Genomic DNA, 13,660 nt, shown 5'->3' on the forward strand with positions numbered 1-13,660 from the left:
GTTGACATTCTGCGCGAGATACCCCTCACACCAGGACGGCGAGCGCCATGAGCGCGGTCGACGCGCCCATCGCGACGAACTGGCCCCGGTCGAGTCGGGTGTGCGCACGGAGCGCCGCGACGACGGATGCCACCGCGTACACGCCCACCGCGAGCGCGACGAGCGCCGGCAATCCGCCCCCGCCCGCGTGCATCCCCGCCATGCCGGTCACCGGCGCCGTGCCCGATGCCGTGTGATGGCCCATCATCGCCACGAGGGCGGCCATCACGACCATGCCGATCGTGGAGTGCACCGTCATCCCCACGGAACCCGCGACCGTCGGCGAGGCATCCGCGCGCCGCCGCTGCACGCCGCGCACGGCGGCGAGGGCCATCGCCGAGACCAGCAGCAGGGCGGCCCACACGATCGGGACGACGAGCGGCTCCTCCCGGACGAGGTCGAGCATCGCAAGCAGCATGACCGCGGAGGCCACGAGCTCGGGCACCCGCGCCCGCCGGCGGTCGGCTGCCATGCAGCAGGTGCCGACCGCGGCGGGCGCGAGCGCCCAGAGATGGAGGATCTCGCCCATCTACTGATTGTGGTGGCCGTGCGCGCCGTGGCCGTGACCGTCCGCGTGCGACCCGTGACCGGGAGCGCAGTGATCGCTCGCCGGCGCGGGCACGTTCAGCGTCGGGTTGCGCTCGAAGAAGTTGTACGGCTTCAGCGTGAACTTCGCGTAGTCCATCGGCATCACCGGCCAGTCCTCGTTGCGCGGGAAGTGCGTCAGCCCGAACGTGTGCCACAGCACGACGTCCTCGCCGACGAGCGGCTCGTCGCCCGCGATGAACTGCGGGATGCCGGCCCCGCCCGGATTCTGGTTGACGAAGTCGCCCGCCGCGTACCGCTCATCGGGGTCGTACTTGGTGACGAACAGGTTCTTCGTCGCGAACGCGGCCCGGGCGGTGACGGATGCCGCGGCATCCGCCATGAGCGTCGGCGTCTCGGTCGGGAACAGCACGTACGACGTGGGCTGCCCCTGCTCGGTGGCCTTCTCGGTCGAGGCGATCTGCCACACGCGGTTCGCGGCCCCGTCGGCGACGCGGCCCGACACCTTCTCGGAGACGATGGGGGTCACGGACTTGGTGAACGCATTGCCGTACGGATTCGTCTCGGAGATCGGCAGCCGCACCGCATCGATCTCGTTGACGACGTTCGCGACCCCGTCGACGGTCATGTCCAGACGCGCCGAGAAGAGGTGCTGGTGGTACGGCGCGCCGAGTCCCGGTGCCACCTGAGATGCGAACGGGTAGGACGATCCGTCGTCCTGCGGGCCCGGGTAGGCGGAGGTGAAGAGGATGCCGGTGAGCTTCGCCTCGCACTCGATCGTGCCGTCCAGGTACAGGTACCAGAAGAATCCGTAGTCGTAGTTGCCGACGGTCGTGAAGAAGGAGATCACGAGGCGCCGCTGGCGGCGCACCTCGCTCGACCCGGTGAACAGGTCGGTGTGCTTCCACAGCGACCCGAAGTCCTCCTCGTGCAGGCAGATGCCGTTGCGAACCGTGCGCGGCGAGCCGAGCTCGTCGGCCAGGGTGGCATCCAGATAGGTGATGTCGCCGACGCAGTCGCAGCCGAGCTCCAGCTCGTTCGTGTACCGGCCGAACAGGTACTCGCCGGTGTCGAAGTAGTTCTGCCAGAAGCGGTTGGGCGCCGGGTCCGCGTAGGGGACGATCATCTCGCTGATGGACCCGCGGTACATGACCGGGCGATCGGCGAACGCGAGCTGGCGCAGGATGAGCCCCTCGCGGGTGTCGAATCCGATCCGCAGGCGCCACTGTCCCCAGGTGATCTCCTCGCCGTCGACCGTGAAGCTCGACCCCTGCGGCTGGGAGATCTCGATCGGCTTCAGGCCCTCGAGCGGCGGACCCTGGAGCTCGGGATCGTCGAAGTTGCCGCTCGTCTGCGGGATCTCGAACCCGGGGGTGTCGATGATCTCGATCACGGTGCGGTCGGCGACGTCGATGTAGGCGGTCAGGCCGTCGACGGGGTGCGCCCACGGGTGGTCGGACGGTGAGAACTGCTGGAACGCGAAGGTGCGCAGGATGCGGCGCCCCTTCTCGGCCGCGAACCCGTAATGCCCGGCCGAGAGCGGCACCAGGACGACGTCGTCGACCGTGAGCCCGCGGGCCGCGAGCGCCGCCACCCACCGTTCGTCGGCGTTCGCGATCACCCCGACCTCCTCGAACTCGGCGTCGAGGATCGGGAGCTGGCCGTCCGAGCCGTCGAGCACGCTCGTGCGCAGCACGGTGCCGGTCTCGATCGAGACGACGAGGTCCGTGGACCGCGCGGACCGCATGTCCAGCAGCTGCACGCGCGCCCGGCGTTCGGGCAGCGGACCGTCGTCCTCCTGCCAGGCGAGCACCTCGCCCTTGGCCGGCTCCTCGAGCCCCACGTACGCGAAGCGCGTCCACTCGGTCGTCTCGGCCAGGCCCCGCACGATGCCCCGGACGGCGTCGATCTCGGCCGCGGTCAACGACGAGAGCGGATGCTGCGGCGCCGGGGGCGCCGCGAAGGCCGGGACGGATGCGATGTCGGTGATGGTCATGTCTCTTCTCCGGTCGGATCGTGGTCAGGCGGCGATGGTGTCGATGAGCTTGGCGTAGGCGGCCGGGCGGCGGGTGCGGATCCACCAGGCCTGCACGTACCCGATGACGGGGAACACGACGACCAGCAGCAGCAGGAACCAGCTGAGCGGTCCGAACGCCGGATCGCCCTTCGCGTCGGTGTCGCCGACCATCACCGGGAAGTTCGCCACGATGAGCACGGTCGAAAGGATCAGGCCGACGAACCCCAGGGCCGGGGCGATCACCGTGTTCCACAGGCGGGCATCCTTCTCGGTCCGGCGGAAGTAGATGATCACCGCCACCGACGTCGCCGCCATGAGCAGCGCGATCGCGACGGTCGCGACCCCGGAGAACCAGGTGAACACCGCCAGCACCGGATCGAGCTGGAGCACGGCGAACACGATCGTGAGAAGCACCGCGGTGACGGTCTGCACGAGCGACGAGACGTGCGGCGACAGGTGCCGGTGGTGCACGGAGCCGACCCGCTCGGGCAGCACGCCGGCGTTGGACATCGAGTGCTGGTACCGGGTGATGACGTTGTGGAACGACAGCACGCAGGCGAACATCGACGTGATCAGCAGCACGTTCGTGATGACCTCGCCGGCCGTGCCGAGGTAGGCCGCCATCGTGCGGAGGATGAGGCTGCCCGGGTCCTTCGCGGCTTCGGCGACGACGTGGTCGGGACCCCACGCCATCACGAGCCCCCAGGCGGCGAGCGTGTAGAAGACGCCGATGCCGATCACGGCCGTGTAGGTGGCGCGGGGAATCGTCTTGTGCGGCTGGCGGGCCTCGTCGCGGAAGATCGCGGTCGCCTCGAAACCGATGAAGGCGGCGATCGCCATCATCAGGCCGACGCCGGGCGATCCGCTGACGACGTTCGCGGGCTGGAATGGTGCGAGGCTGAGGCCCTGCGCGCCGCCCTGCACGACGACGGCCGCGACCAGCACGAGCACGATCCCGACCTCGGCGACGAGCACCACCGCGAGCACCTTGCTGGACAGGTCGATGTGCCGGTATCCGAGCACGCCGACCAGCCCGATGACGACCAGCGAGTACAGCCACCACGGCACGTTCACGTGCAGGTACGTGTCGGCGGTGTAGCCGAGGATGTAGCCGATGTAGCCGTACACGGCGATCTGGATGGTCGTGTAGGCGAGCATCGCGATCCACGCCGCGGCCAGGCCGCTCGAGCGGCCGAGACCGTAGCCGACGTAGGTGAAGAACGCGCCGGGCTTGGGCACGTGGCGGGTCATGGCGGCAAGTCCCACCGCGAACAGCAGCAGGATGACGGCCGAGACGGCGTACAGGGCGGGGAACCCCACGCCGTTGCCGAGCAGGATGCCGAGCGGTGCGGCACCGCCGACGACGGTCAGGGGGGCGGCGGCGGCCACCACCATGAACACGATGGCGGTCACGCCGAGCGAGCCGCGCAGCATCCGCTTGGAGGATGCCGCGACGACGGGGTCTTCGAGCTGGGTCATGGGACGGTCCCTTCGAGGGGAGGACGACGGATGCCCCGAGCCTGCCGGTGCCGCGTTGCGCCACCGTCTCGGCGGTGTGAAGCCTCGCGCACCCCGAACGGGACGACCCGCTCGGGGCGTCTCATTCGAGGACACGTGCGCGAAACACGGCAGAATCCGACGGGCAACGGGCCCCGGCTAGCGTCGGGCGCGGAGGTTCCCGATGACCGCACTCGAGCGGGCGATCGCCCGCCCCGCCCCCGTCCGCGACTTCGCCGGACGCTCGCCCCTGGACGGTCTCGACCGGCGCAGCGTGGGGTTCGTCGACGTGCTCGCGCAGTCGGTGGCCGCGGTGGCGCCTTCGGCGGCGGCGACCACGATGATCCTGCTCGTCTCGGGCGTCGCGGGCGACCAGACCGTGCTCTCAGTGCTGCTCGCGGGCCTCGTCGCCCTGCTCGTGGCCCGCACCGTGGGCGAGTTCGCCCGGCGCATGGTCACCAGCGGGTCGCTCTACACCTATGCGGCGAAGGGGCTCGGCCCGGTCGCCGCGATCACAACCGGTGCGGCGATCCTCGTCGCCTACGCCTTCGTCGCGATCTTCGCCCTCCTCGGCGGTGCGCACTACGTGCTCATGCTGCTGCAGCGCGTGTGGCCGGCGGCAGCCGGACCCGGACCGACGATCCTCGTGCTGCTGGCCGAAGGCATCGTGCTGGCGGTCGTGCTGGTGCGGGGCATCCGGCTGTCCACGCGGCTGGCCCTCGTCGTCGAGGTGATCTCGATGGCGATCATCGTGTCGCTGCTCGTCGTGCTCGTCGTCACGATCGGCCCCCTCGACGTCGGGGCGATCCTGCCTGCCGCCGGCCTGTCGCCCACGGCGCTCGCGGCCGGCACGATGCTCGCGCTCACCGCGTTCGTCGGCTTCGAGAGCGCGGCGACCCTCGGCGTCGAAGCCCACCGGCCGCTGCGGAACATCCCGCGCGCGATCGTGTGGACCGTGATCGTCTCGGGCGCCCTGTACATCCTGGCCGCATACACCCAGGTCGCCGGCTTCCGCGCGCTCGGTCTCGACCTCGGCGGCTCGGGCTCGCCGGTGAACACGCTCGCCGCCCGTCACGGCCTCGACGGCTGGGGCGTGGTCATCGACGTGGGAATCGCGGCATCCTTCCTCGCCTGCGCGATCGCGTCGACCACCGCGTTCACCCGGATCCTGTTCGCACTCGGCCGCGACGGAGTCGCCCCGGCGGTCGTCGGTCGCACGCATCCCCGGCTGCACACGCCCATCGGCGCCGTCCTCGTCGCCGTGCCGGTCGTGGTGGTCGTGCCGCTCGCCGTCGTCGCCGCGGGGGTGGATGCCTGGCCGGCGATGCAGGCGATGATCGTCGTCTCCGCGATCGGCTTCATCGTCGCGTACGGTCTGGTGTGCGTCGCCGCGCCCGTGTTCCTGCGGCGGATCGGCGAGCTGACGTGGCGGGTGGGCGCGACGGCGATCGCGGGCGCGATCCTCCTCGCGACGGGTCTGGCGGTGTACCTGGTCGTCGAGGTGCTGGCCGGCAACGGAGGCGTGTGGGTGGCGCTGGCGCTGGCGGTCGCGCTGGGTGCGGCCGTCGCGTGGCGACGGCTCCGGATGCGCCGCGTCGCGTCGTCGATCGGCGCCTACGACGAGCCGGTCGCCGCCCAGGTGCTCGGAGGCGTCGCGCGGGAGGCGGACGGTGACTGACCCCGCACCGACCCTGACCGCCCGCCAGCCGCGCGCGATCCACAGCGCGCTCACCGTCCTCGAGGCCGTCGCCGAACTGGGCGCGGGCACGACCGCCCGCGAGGTGTCGGTCGCGCTCGGGCTGCCGCGCGCCACCACCTACCGGCTGCTGAACCTGCTCGTGCAGGACGAGTACCTCGTGCGCACCCCCGACCTGGCCGGCTTCGCGCTCGGGGCGAAGGTCATCCAGCTCGCCGCGTTCGCCGCCCCGGCGCGGCTTCCCTCCGCCGCTCGGGACGTCGTCGCCGAGCTCCGGGCCGACATCCGCGGCGGCATCCACATCGCGAGATTCGACAACGGACGCGTCTTCATCGTCGACGCCGACCCCGACTTTCCGCTGCGCGATCCTCTGAGATTGACCCGCGAGCCGGAGCGCACCGCCATCGGGCGGCTCCTGCTTGCGGCCTCCCAGGCATCCGGACCCGTCGTCGACGCGGCGGCGGCCGACCTCGAGCAGTGGGGCGCGACACGCCAGATGGGCGAGCTCATCCGCGGGTACGGATGCATCGCAGTGCCGATCCGGGGTGCCGGCGGGATGCCGGCCGGAGCCGTCGGGTACTCCGGGCCGAGCGATCGCGTCGCCGATCCGGGGGTGCTCGTGCGCCGGCTGCAGTCCGCCGCCGAGCAACTCGGTCCGCTGTTGTCCTGACGCCGTGCCAGGCTGTGTCCATGCGCATCGCCGACTTTCCCGTGCCCGACACCGCCGCCGCGCGCGGCGCCTATGCCCTCGCCGTCGCGTATCAGCCGCCGTCGATCACCGCGCATGCGATCCGGTCGTGGCTGTGGGCGGAGGGGTTCGCCGTGGTCGCCGGGCTCGAGGACGTCGACCACGAGCTGCTCTACACCGCCGCGCTGCTGCACGACATCGGCACGGTGACCGAGTTCGACAACCACACGATCTCGTACGAGCACGCCGGCGGACACGTCGCCGTCGCGCTCACGGCGGGTGCCGGCTGGCCGGCCGAGCGCCGGCAGCGGGTGCTCGAGGTGGTCGTCCGTCACAACTGGCCGAGCGTCGACCCGCAGTTCGACGTCGAGGGGCACCTGCTCGAGACGGCCACCGGGCTCGACATCTCCGGCGTCGGGGCGGACGCCCTGCCCGAGGAGTTCCTCCGCGAGGTGCTCGCCGGCTACTCGCGCGGCGACCTGGCCGCGGTGTTCGGCGCGTGCGTCGTCGAGCAGGCCGCGCGCAAGCCCGCGACGTCGGCTCGCCGCCTCGTCGACGGCGGCGTCGTCCGCAAGCTCCAGGACAACCCCCTGGAACGCCTCGGCTGAGCTCCCCCTCACCACCCGCTGCGGGTGGGGGTGTGGCCCTCGCGGGCGTCGTCGGGCATCGCCAGCTCCGCCCGCACGCCGAGCAGGCGAAGGGGCCGATCCGGCTCGATCTTCGCCACGAGCTTGAGGATCTCGGTCAGCACCGTCTCGCGGTCGTAGGTCGCGGGGATCTTGTGCACCAGGTTCTTCGTGACGAACGGCGCGTAGCGCACCTTGATCCCCACGCCGACGACAGGGCGGCCTTCGGCGACGACGTCCTCGAGCACCTGCCGCACGAGTTCGCGGGCGGCATCCTCGATCTCGGCGCGCTCGACGATGTTCTGCTGGAACGTCGTCTCGCGTCCGTGCCCACGCGCCACCCACGGCGTGTCGTCGACGACGGATGCCCCGTCGCCACGCCCCAGCTGCCGGTACCACAGGCCCATCTTCGGGCCGAACTCCGCGACCAGCTCGGCTTCGTCGGCGTGCGCCAGTTCCGTCACGGTGTGGATGCCGTGCGCCGCGAGCCGCTTCGAGATCTTCGACCCGATCCCCCACAGGGCGACGGTTGGCCGGTCGCCCATGACCTCCAGCCAGTTGTCCGCGGTCAGCCGGAACGTGCCGCGCGGCTTGCCGAAGTCGGTCGCGTTCTTGGCCCGCACCAGCGTGTCGCCGATGCCGACGCTGCAGTGCAGCCGGGTGCGTTCGAGCACCGCGCGCTGCACGTCGCGCGCATACGCCTCGGGGTCGTCGGTCGAGACTCCCAGAAACGCCTCGTCCCATCCGAGCACCTGCACCACGGCCCCGGGCTGGGCGCGCAGTGTCGCCATCACCTCTTTCGACGCGGCCGTGTAGGTGGGTGCGTCGACGGGCAGGATGACGGCATCCGGCGCCTTGCGCGCGGCGATGCGCAGCGGCATCCCCGACCCGACCCCGAACTCGCGGGCTTCGTACGACGCCGTCGAGACGACCGCCCGCTCGGTCGGGTCGCCGCGGCCGCCGACGATCACCGGCCTGCCGGCGAGCTCGGGCCGGCGCAGCACCTCGACCGCGGCGATGAACTGGTCGAGGTCGACGTGCAGCACCCACGGGCGGGCGGATCCGGTCATGGCATCCAGTCTGGTCACTTCCCGGACCGAGCGGGTCAGTAGCATCCTCGCATGGCCATCACAATCGACAACGTCGGCATCGCCGTCCGGGATCTCGACGCGGCGATCGCCTTCTTCACCGACCTCGGCCTCACCGTCATGGGCCGCGACACGGTGCAGGGCGAGTGGACCGACACCGCCGTCGGGCTCGACGGCAACCACGCCAAGATCGCGATGCTGTGCACACCCGACGGCCACGGCCGCCTGGAGCTGTTCGAATACCTCCACCCCGACGCGATCGAGACCGAGCCCACGCTCCCGAACGAGATCGGGATGCACCGGATCGCGTTCTCGGTGGACGACATCGACGAGGCTCTGGCGATCGCCGCGCGTCACGGATGCTTCCCGCTGCGCGGCGTCGCGAACTACCGGGACGTCTACAAGCTCACGTATCTGCGCGGTCCGAGCGGCATCCTCGTGATGTTCGCCGAGGAGCTGAAGCACTGACGCGACCCGCGGCGTCGGCGTAGAGTCGCGATCGACCGGGAAGCCCCTGATCGAGCCGGAAGGCCCTGATCGGATCAGAAAGCACGGTGCGACATGGCTGACGCAGACCTCACGGAGATGGCCGCCCAGGCGTACGTCTTCGGCTATCCGCTCGTCGCGAACCTCGAGCAGGTGGTCCGCTACACGCAGCAGCGGGTCGGATCGGTGCCGCGCGCTGCGTTTAACAGCTTCGGGCACGCCCGCGCTCTCGCGACCCCGGCCGACACGTTCGTGTCGATCAACAACGACACGGTCTACAGCATGGCCCAGGTCGACACCGGCCCCGGACCGGTGCGGCTGCACGTCCCGAACACGGGCGGGCGCTACTACGTGCTGCAGTTCGTGGATGCCTGGACGAACAACTTCGCGTACGTCGGCACGCGGTCGATCGGCGGCGGGGGCGGGGACTTCCTGCTCGTCGCCCCCGACTGGGACGGCCGTGCCGGCGACGAGGTGATCATCCGGTTCCCCACCCGGGTCGCGTCGATCGTCGGGCGGTGGGCGGTGTCCGGCGAGGACGACCTGCGCGCCGTGCGGGCGCTGCAGGATGCCACCACGCTCGAGTCCACGGCTCCGCACGTCGCCCCGGCGGGTGTTCCGCACGTCGTCGGCGACCCCGCCGATCCGATCCGGTTCTTCGAGCGCGTGCGCACGTGGGGAGAGGAGTTCCCTCCCGGTCACTCGGACCGGCACATGATGGTCCACCTCGAGGAGCTGGGCCTGAGCGGGGCGCAGCCCATCATCGGCATGCCCGACGACGTGCTGGAGGCCCTTCGCGCGGGATTCGGGATCGGGCGCGAGCGCGTCGAGACCGCGCTGCGCACCGGCGGCGGCACCGCCCTGGTGAACGGCTGGCTTCCCGCCATCCACGCCACGGACTACAACACGGACTTCTTCGAGATCGGCACGATCGACGATCCGTCGTGGAAGATCACCGACCCGGACCGCCGCATCCTGCAGCGGGCCCTGGTGGCGCTGGGCGGGCTGTGGGGAAACCACGGCTACGAGGCGTCGTACGCCCTCACCTATCTGGATGCCGACGGCGAGCCCCTCACCGGGGCGTCCGACTACGAGCTGCGCCTGTCGCCGGTGCCACCCGTCGATGCGTTCTGGAGCGTCACCATGTACGACGTGCCGGACTACTTCCTCGTCGAGAACCCCCTCGCCCGCTACTCCCTCGGCGACCGTACGCCGGGGATCGAATACGACGACGACGGCGGGATCACCGTGTTCCTGAGCGCGCGGGAACCCTCCGATCCGAAGCGGCGGGCGAACTGGCTGCCCGCCCCGGCCGGACCGTTCCGGCCCGCGCTGCGCATGTACTCGCCGCAGGCGGCGGTCCTCGACGGGAGCTGGATGCCGCCCGCGATCCGCCGCGTCACCTGACGCGCCCGGATCCGACGGCGAGGAATGCGGTGCCGAGGCACAGCTCCGTCCAGCGCGGGTCGTCGAGTTCCTCCCGCATGGCATCGCGGACCGCCTCCCACGGGCGTCGCGCGACCCAGGCGGCGAGCGACGCGGAGGTCGGCACCGCCGCCACGCCGACCTGCCGCATCCATCCGGGGAGCCCGTCGGGGACCTTGAGGTCGAGCACCACCCAGCGGCCCCCGACGGCGAGCGCCGCCGCACCGTGGGCGATCACCCGGCCGACGCCCGGCACCTGCGTCAAGGCGTAGGTGGACACGATCGCATCGACCCCGCCGGGAAACGCGAAGTCGGCGGCATCCCCCTGCACGAGGCGCACGTTGGCCCATCCGGCCGCGTCGACCCGCTCGCGCGCGCGGGCGAGCATCGCATCGGTCAGGTCGACGCCGACGATCCGTCCTCCGGGGCCGATCCGCTCTTCGATCAGCGGGAAGTTCAGGCCCGTGCCGCAGGCCACGTCCACCACCCGGTCGCCGGCGTGGAGGGCCAGCGCCCGCACGGCGCGGAGCCGCTGCGCGCGCTGCGGGTAGAAGGGCACGGGCGCCAGCCGGGACGCGCGGTCGTAGTGCTTCGCCTTCTTGCGGTACGTGTCGATCAGGCGCGCCCGCTCGCGATCCGCATCGTTCACGGCGCGCCCGGCTCGCCGCCGCGTTCCAGCGCCCACCGGATCGCGGCCATCTCGCGGTCGCTGGTGCGCTGCACCCGGTCTCGCAGCACCCGCCCGGGGATGACGCGCATGACGTTCGCGAGGTCGACCTCGACCCACATCGTCGCGTGGGTGGAGGCCTCGCCCGCCGGCTGGAGTTCCATCCCCCAGCGCGCCCGGGAGGAGCCCATCGTGCCGGCGAACTCCATGGCTCGCGGGGCGTCGACGCGGGTCACCTGCTCGGTGCGGCGGTGGTCCACACCGAAGTCGTGCGCCCGCTGCTCCACCCGGGCGCCCGGCTCGAAGGGGCCGCCGCCCCGGATGCGGCATTCCCGCACGGTGGGCGCCCACTCCGTCCAGCGTGCGACGTCGCGCAGGTAGTCCCAGACGGCGCCGGCATCCCGGGCGACGGTGATGCGGCTCTCGGTCCTGATCGTCATGCCGGCGGCTTCCGACGGGGAGGGATGCCGACGGCATCCTGCTCCAATGGTGACACGTACGGCGCGCGCGGCGGGTTCACTCCCCGGCGCGCTGACGTCTCAGCGGGTGCGGAGTCCGTCGAGGATCAGCTCCAGCATGCGCCCCGAGTCGGCGTCGGCGTGTCCGATCGCCCGCCACAGGGCACCGGTGAGCATGAGGAAGTCGGCGGGATGGGCATCCACCCGGATCGACCCGTCGGCCTTCCCGGCCTCGAAGAAGGCGGTGATCACCGCCATCACCGGACCATACGACCGGTCGGCGGCCGCCTGGTGCGCGCTCTGGCCGAGGGCCTCCCCCAGTCCGTGCTTCTGGCGCATCGCGGCGACGAGGTCGGTGGTCCACAGGCGCAGTCCGTCGATCGGTGCGTTCGCCGCAAGGAGTTCCGGTGCGGCGCCGACGAGCCGCTCCACTTCGTCCTGGTAGACCGCCAGCACGAGGTCCTCGCGCGTCGGGAAGTGCCGGTACAGCGTGCCGGCTCCGACGCCGGCGCGCTGGGCGATCTGGTTGAGGGATGCCTCGCCGGGCTCGGCGAACACCTCCCGGGCGACCACGAGGATGCGCTCGCGGTTCTCGCGTGCGTCGGATCGGACCATGACTCCCCTTGCTAACCGGAGAACTCTCCGTTACGGTAATCGGAGACCTCTCCATTTGACTCTACCAAGGAGCCCCCATGTCTACGGTCCTCGTCACCGGCGGATCCGGCTTCATCGCCGGATGGTGCATCCGCGAACTGCTCGAAGCCGGCCACGACGTGCGCACCACCGTGCGCGACCTCCGCCGCGAGGCCGGGGTACGCGCCCAACTGCACGCCGCCACCGACTTCGACGACGCCCGGCTCACCGTCCTCGCCGCCGACCTGCAGGGCGATGCCGGCTGGTCCGACGCCGCCGGCGGCACCGACTTCGTACTGCACGTCGCCTCGCCGACGCTGCGCGGCGCAGCCATGGACGAGGCCGAGATGATCGCCGCCGCCCGCGACGGGGTGCTCCGGGTACTCCGCGCTTCGCGGGATGCCGGGGTGAAGCGCGTCGTGCTCACCAGCGCGTCCGGGGCCATCGTGTACGGGCATCCCGACGAGTCGCGGCCCTTCACGGAGGAGGACTGGACGGACGTCACCGCCGACATCGCGCCGTACCCGAAGTCGAAGACCCTGGCCGAGCGCGCCGCGTGGGAGTTCGTCGCACGCGAAGGCGACGGCCTCGAACTCGCGGTCGTCAATCCGACCGCCGTCCTCGGGCCGATGCTCGGCGAGGACGACCCGCCGTCGCTGCGCGTCGTCCGGGGGCTGCTCGGCGGCGCCTTCCCGGTCTGCCCGCCGTTCGGAACGGGGTGGGTCGACGTGCGCGACGTCGCCGACCTCCACCTCCGCGCGATGACCGATCCGGCAGCCGTCGGCGAGCGGTTCCTGGCGACCTCCGGACGCAGCCTGCGAGTCGTGGAGATCGCCGGCATCCTGCGCGAGCGTCTCGGCGACCGCGCGGCGAAGGTGCCGACCCGCGAGATGCCGGTCTTCGTCGCCCGCGCGATGGGCGTGGTCAACCCGCAGTTGAGGGCCCTGCGCCCCCAGCTCGGCCATGATTTCCCGTCCACGGGTGCGAAGGCCGAACGGGTGCTGGGCTGGAAGCCGCGGTCCGTCGACGAATCCCTCGTCGACACCGCCGAGAGCATCCTCGCGTACTCCGCGGCATCCTGAAGCGACGGGAGGTCAGTCGTCGTGGCGGGCGTGGTCTGCGACGTCGGGTTCGGCCCGCAGCACGTCCGCGATCTCCTCCTCCGGGCGCGGGGCGATGTTCTCGTCCTCTTCGAGCTCGGGCACCGTCGGCTCCCCCGGCTCGGGCACGTGGTCCGGGCCGTGCGCGCTGTGGTTCTCGGACGACATGGACGCCTCCTTCGCTGGGTGGCATCCACCGTACTCGCCTCCCGGCCATGCAGCAGGATCCCGGCGAGCGCGACGCGAGGCATCCATAATCGAGCCATGAGCGAGATCAAGACGAAGCCGACGGATGCCGACGTGTCGGCGTTCCTGGATGCCGCGACGCCCCGGCAGCGCCGTGAGGACGGCATCGCCCTCGCGGCGATCTTCCGCGAGGTGACCGGCGCCGACCCGGTGATGTGGGGCCCGTCGATGGTGGGGTACGGCAGCTACCGCTACGTCTCGCCGTCCGACCCGAAGCGCCAGGGCGACTGGCCGAAGACCGCGTTCTCGCCGCGCAAGGCCCAGCTCTCGCTCTACGGGCTCAAGGACCTGCCGGAGGGGGCCGCCCTGCTCCCCCGGCTCGGCACCTACACCGAGGGCGCCGGCTGCGTCTACGTCAAGAAGCTGACCGACATCGACCTCGACGTGCTGCGGCGCCTCATCGCGATCGCCTGGCAGCGCGGCGACGACCCGATCCCCTGACCCGGGC

The 13,660-nt window shown here is 71.4% G+C and carries 15 protein-coding genes; 7 read left to right on the forward strand and 8 right to left on the reverse strand.

Going from position 1 to position 13,660, the window contains the following annotated elements; translation table 11 throughout:
• Window positions 1–25 precede the first annotated feature (25 nt).
• From LK09_RS01890 to LK09_RS01900, 3 genes are read right to left on the reverse strand one after another with little or no spacing between them, the layout of a single operon-like run.
• Window positions 26–568, reverse strand: coding sequence for a hypothetical protein (locus tag LK09_RS01890; protein WP_039395133.1), 543 nt, complete (start codon window positions 566–568; stop codon window positions 26–28).
• Entirely contained in the window at window positions 569–2,581 is a 2,013-nt protein-coding gene (locus LK09_RS01895) for a primary-amine oxidase (protein WP_039395136.1), read from the reverse strand.
• Window positions 2,582–2,605: 24 nt separating this feature from the next.
• On the reverse strand, window positions 2,606–4,081 hold the full coding sequence (locus LK09_RS01900) for an APC family permease (protein ID WP_039395139.1): 1,476 nt from the start codon (window positions 4,079–4,081) through the stop codon (window positions 2,606–2,608).
• 202 nt (window positions 4,082–4,283) lie between these two features.
• Between LK09_RS01900 and LK09_RS01905 the strand changes: the two genes are divergently transcribed.
• From LK09_RS01905 to LK09_RS01915, 3 genes are read left to right on the forward strand one after another with little or no spacing between them, the layout of a single operon-like run.
• Window positions 4,284–5,777: an APC family permease gene (locus LK09_RS01905; protein ID WP_039395142.1), complete on the forward strand. Its 1,494-nt coding sequence runs from the start codon at window positions 4,284–4,286 to the stop codon at window positions 5,775–5,777.
• The gene (locus tag LK09_RS01910) at window positions 5,770–6,465 is read left to right on the forward strand and encodes an IclR family transcriptional regulator (RefSeq protein ID WP_039395146.1); all 696 of its coding nucleotides are present in this window, start codon (window positions 5,770–5,772) and stop codon (window positions 6,463–6,465) included. The genes LK09_RS01905 and LK09_RS01910 overlap by 8 nt, the downstream gene beginning before the upstream one ends.
• Window positions 6,466–6,485: 20 nt before the next feature.
• The gene (locus LK09_RS01915) at window positions 6,486–7,091 is read left to right on the forward strand and encodes an HD domain-containing protein (protein WP_039395149.1); all 606 of its coding nucleotides are present in this window, start codon (window positions 6,486–6,488) and stop codon (window positions 7,089–7,091) included.
• A gap of 8 nt (window positions 7,092–7,099) precedes the next feature.
• Here the strand turns inward: LK09_RS01915 and LK09_RS01920 are convergent, their stop codons facing one another.
• Window positions 7,100–8,179 (reverse strand): DNA polymerase IV, encoded by a 1,080-nt coding sequence (locus LK09_RS01920; protein ID WP_197060947.1) that lies wholly within the window; start codon window positions 8,177–8,179, stop codon window positions 7,100–7,102.
• A gap of 51 nt (window positions 8,180–8,230) precedes the next feature.
• Here LK09_RS01920 and LK09_RS01925 point away from each other — a divergent pair, with 51 nt between their 5' ends.
• Together LK09_RS01925 and LK09_RS01930 are read left to right on the forward strand one after the other, a co-directional pair.
• A complete protein-coding gene (locus LK09_RS01925; protein ID WP_039395152.1) occupies window positions 8,231–8,665 on the forward strand; it encodes a VOC family protein in 435 nt (144 codons plus the stop codon).
• Window positions 8,666–8,758: 93 nt separating this feature from the next.
• On the forward strand, window positions 8,759–10,090 hold the full coding sequence (locus tag LK09_RS01930) for a DUF1254 domain-containing protein (RefSeq protein WP_039395166.1): 1,332 nt from the start codon (window positions 8,759–8,761) through the stop codon (window positions 10,088–10,090).
• On the opposite strand, the gene LK09_RS01935 is transcribed toward LK09_RS01930, so the two are convergent.
• The 3 genes from LK09_RS01935 to LK09_RS01945 all read right to left on the reverse strand — a co-directional run bounded on the left by LK09_RS01935 (window position 10,083) and on the right by LK09_RS01945 (window position 11,848).
• Complete coding sequence (locus tag LK09_RS01935; protein ID WP_039395169.1) at window positions 10,083–10,757, reverse strand: class I SAM-dependent methyltransferase; 675 nt, start codon at window positions 10,755–10,757, stop codon at window positions 10,083–10,085. The two genes, LK09_RS01930 and LK09_RS01935, sit on opposite strands and share 8 nt — an antisense overlap.
• Window positions 10,754–11,215: an SRPBCC family protein gene (locus tag LK09_RS01940; protein ID WP_039395172.1), complete on the reverse strand. Its 462-nt coding sequence runs from the start codon at window positions 11,213–11,215 to the stop codon at window positions 10,754–10,756. Before LK09_RS01940 ends, LK09_RS01935 begins: the two co-directional genes overlap by 4 nt.
• 99 nt (window positions 11,216–11,314) lie before the next feature.
• Complete coding sequence (locus LK09_RS01945) at window positions 11,315–11,848, reverse strand: TetR/AcrR family transcriptional regulator (protein WP_039395176.1); 534 nt, start codon at window positions 11,846–11,848, stop codon at window positions 11,315–11,317.
• Window positions 11,849–11,925: 77 nt separating this feature from the next.
• Here LK09_RS01945 and LK09_RS01950 point away from each other — a divergent pair, with 77 nt between their 5' ends.
• Entirely contained in the window at window positions 11,926–12,948 is a 1,023-nt protein-coding gene (locus tag LK09_RS01950; protein ID WP_039395179.1) for an SDR family oxidoreductase, read from the forward strand.
• 12 nt (window positions 12,949–12,960) lie between these two features.
• Here the strand turns inward: LK09_RS01950 and LK09_RS21350 are convergent, their stop codons facing one another.
• A complete protein-coding gene (locus LK09_RS21350; RefSeq protein WP_156138614.1) occupies window positions 12,961–13,134 on the reverse strand; it encodes a hypothetical protein in 174 nt (57 codons plus the stop codon).
• Window positions 13,135–13,230: 96 nt separating this feature from the next.
• Here LK09_RS21350 and LK09_RS01955 point away from each other — a divergent pair, with 96 nt between their 5' ends.
• On the forward strand, window positions 13,231–13,653 hold the full coding sequence (locus LK09_RS01955; protein ID WP_039395181.1) for a DUF1801 domain-containing protein: 423 nt from the start codon (window positions 13,231–13,233) through the stop codon (window positions 13,651–13,653).
• The last annotated feature ends 7 nt before the right edge of the window (window positions 13,654–13,660 follow it).

This window comes from Microbacterium mangrovi (assembly GCF_000802305.1).
Taxonomy (GTDB): domain Bacteria; phylum Actinomycetota; class Actinomycetes; order Actinomycetales; family Microbacteriaceae; genus Microbacterium; species Microbacterium mangrovi.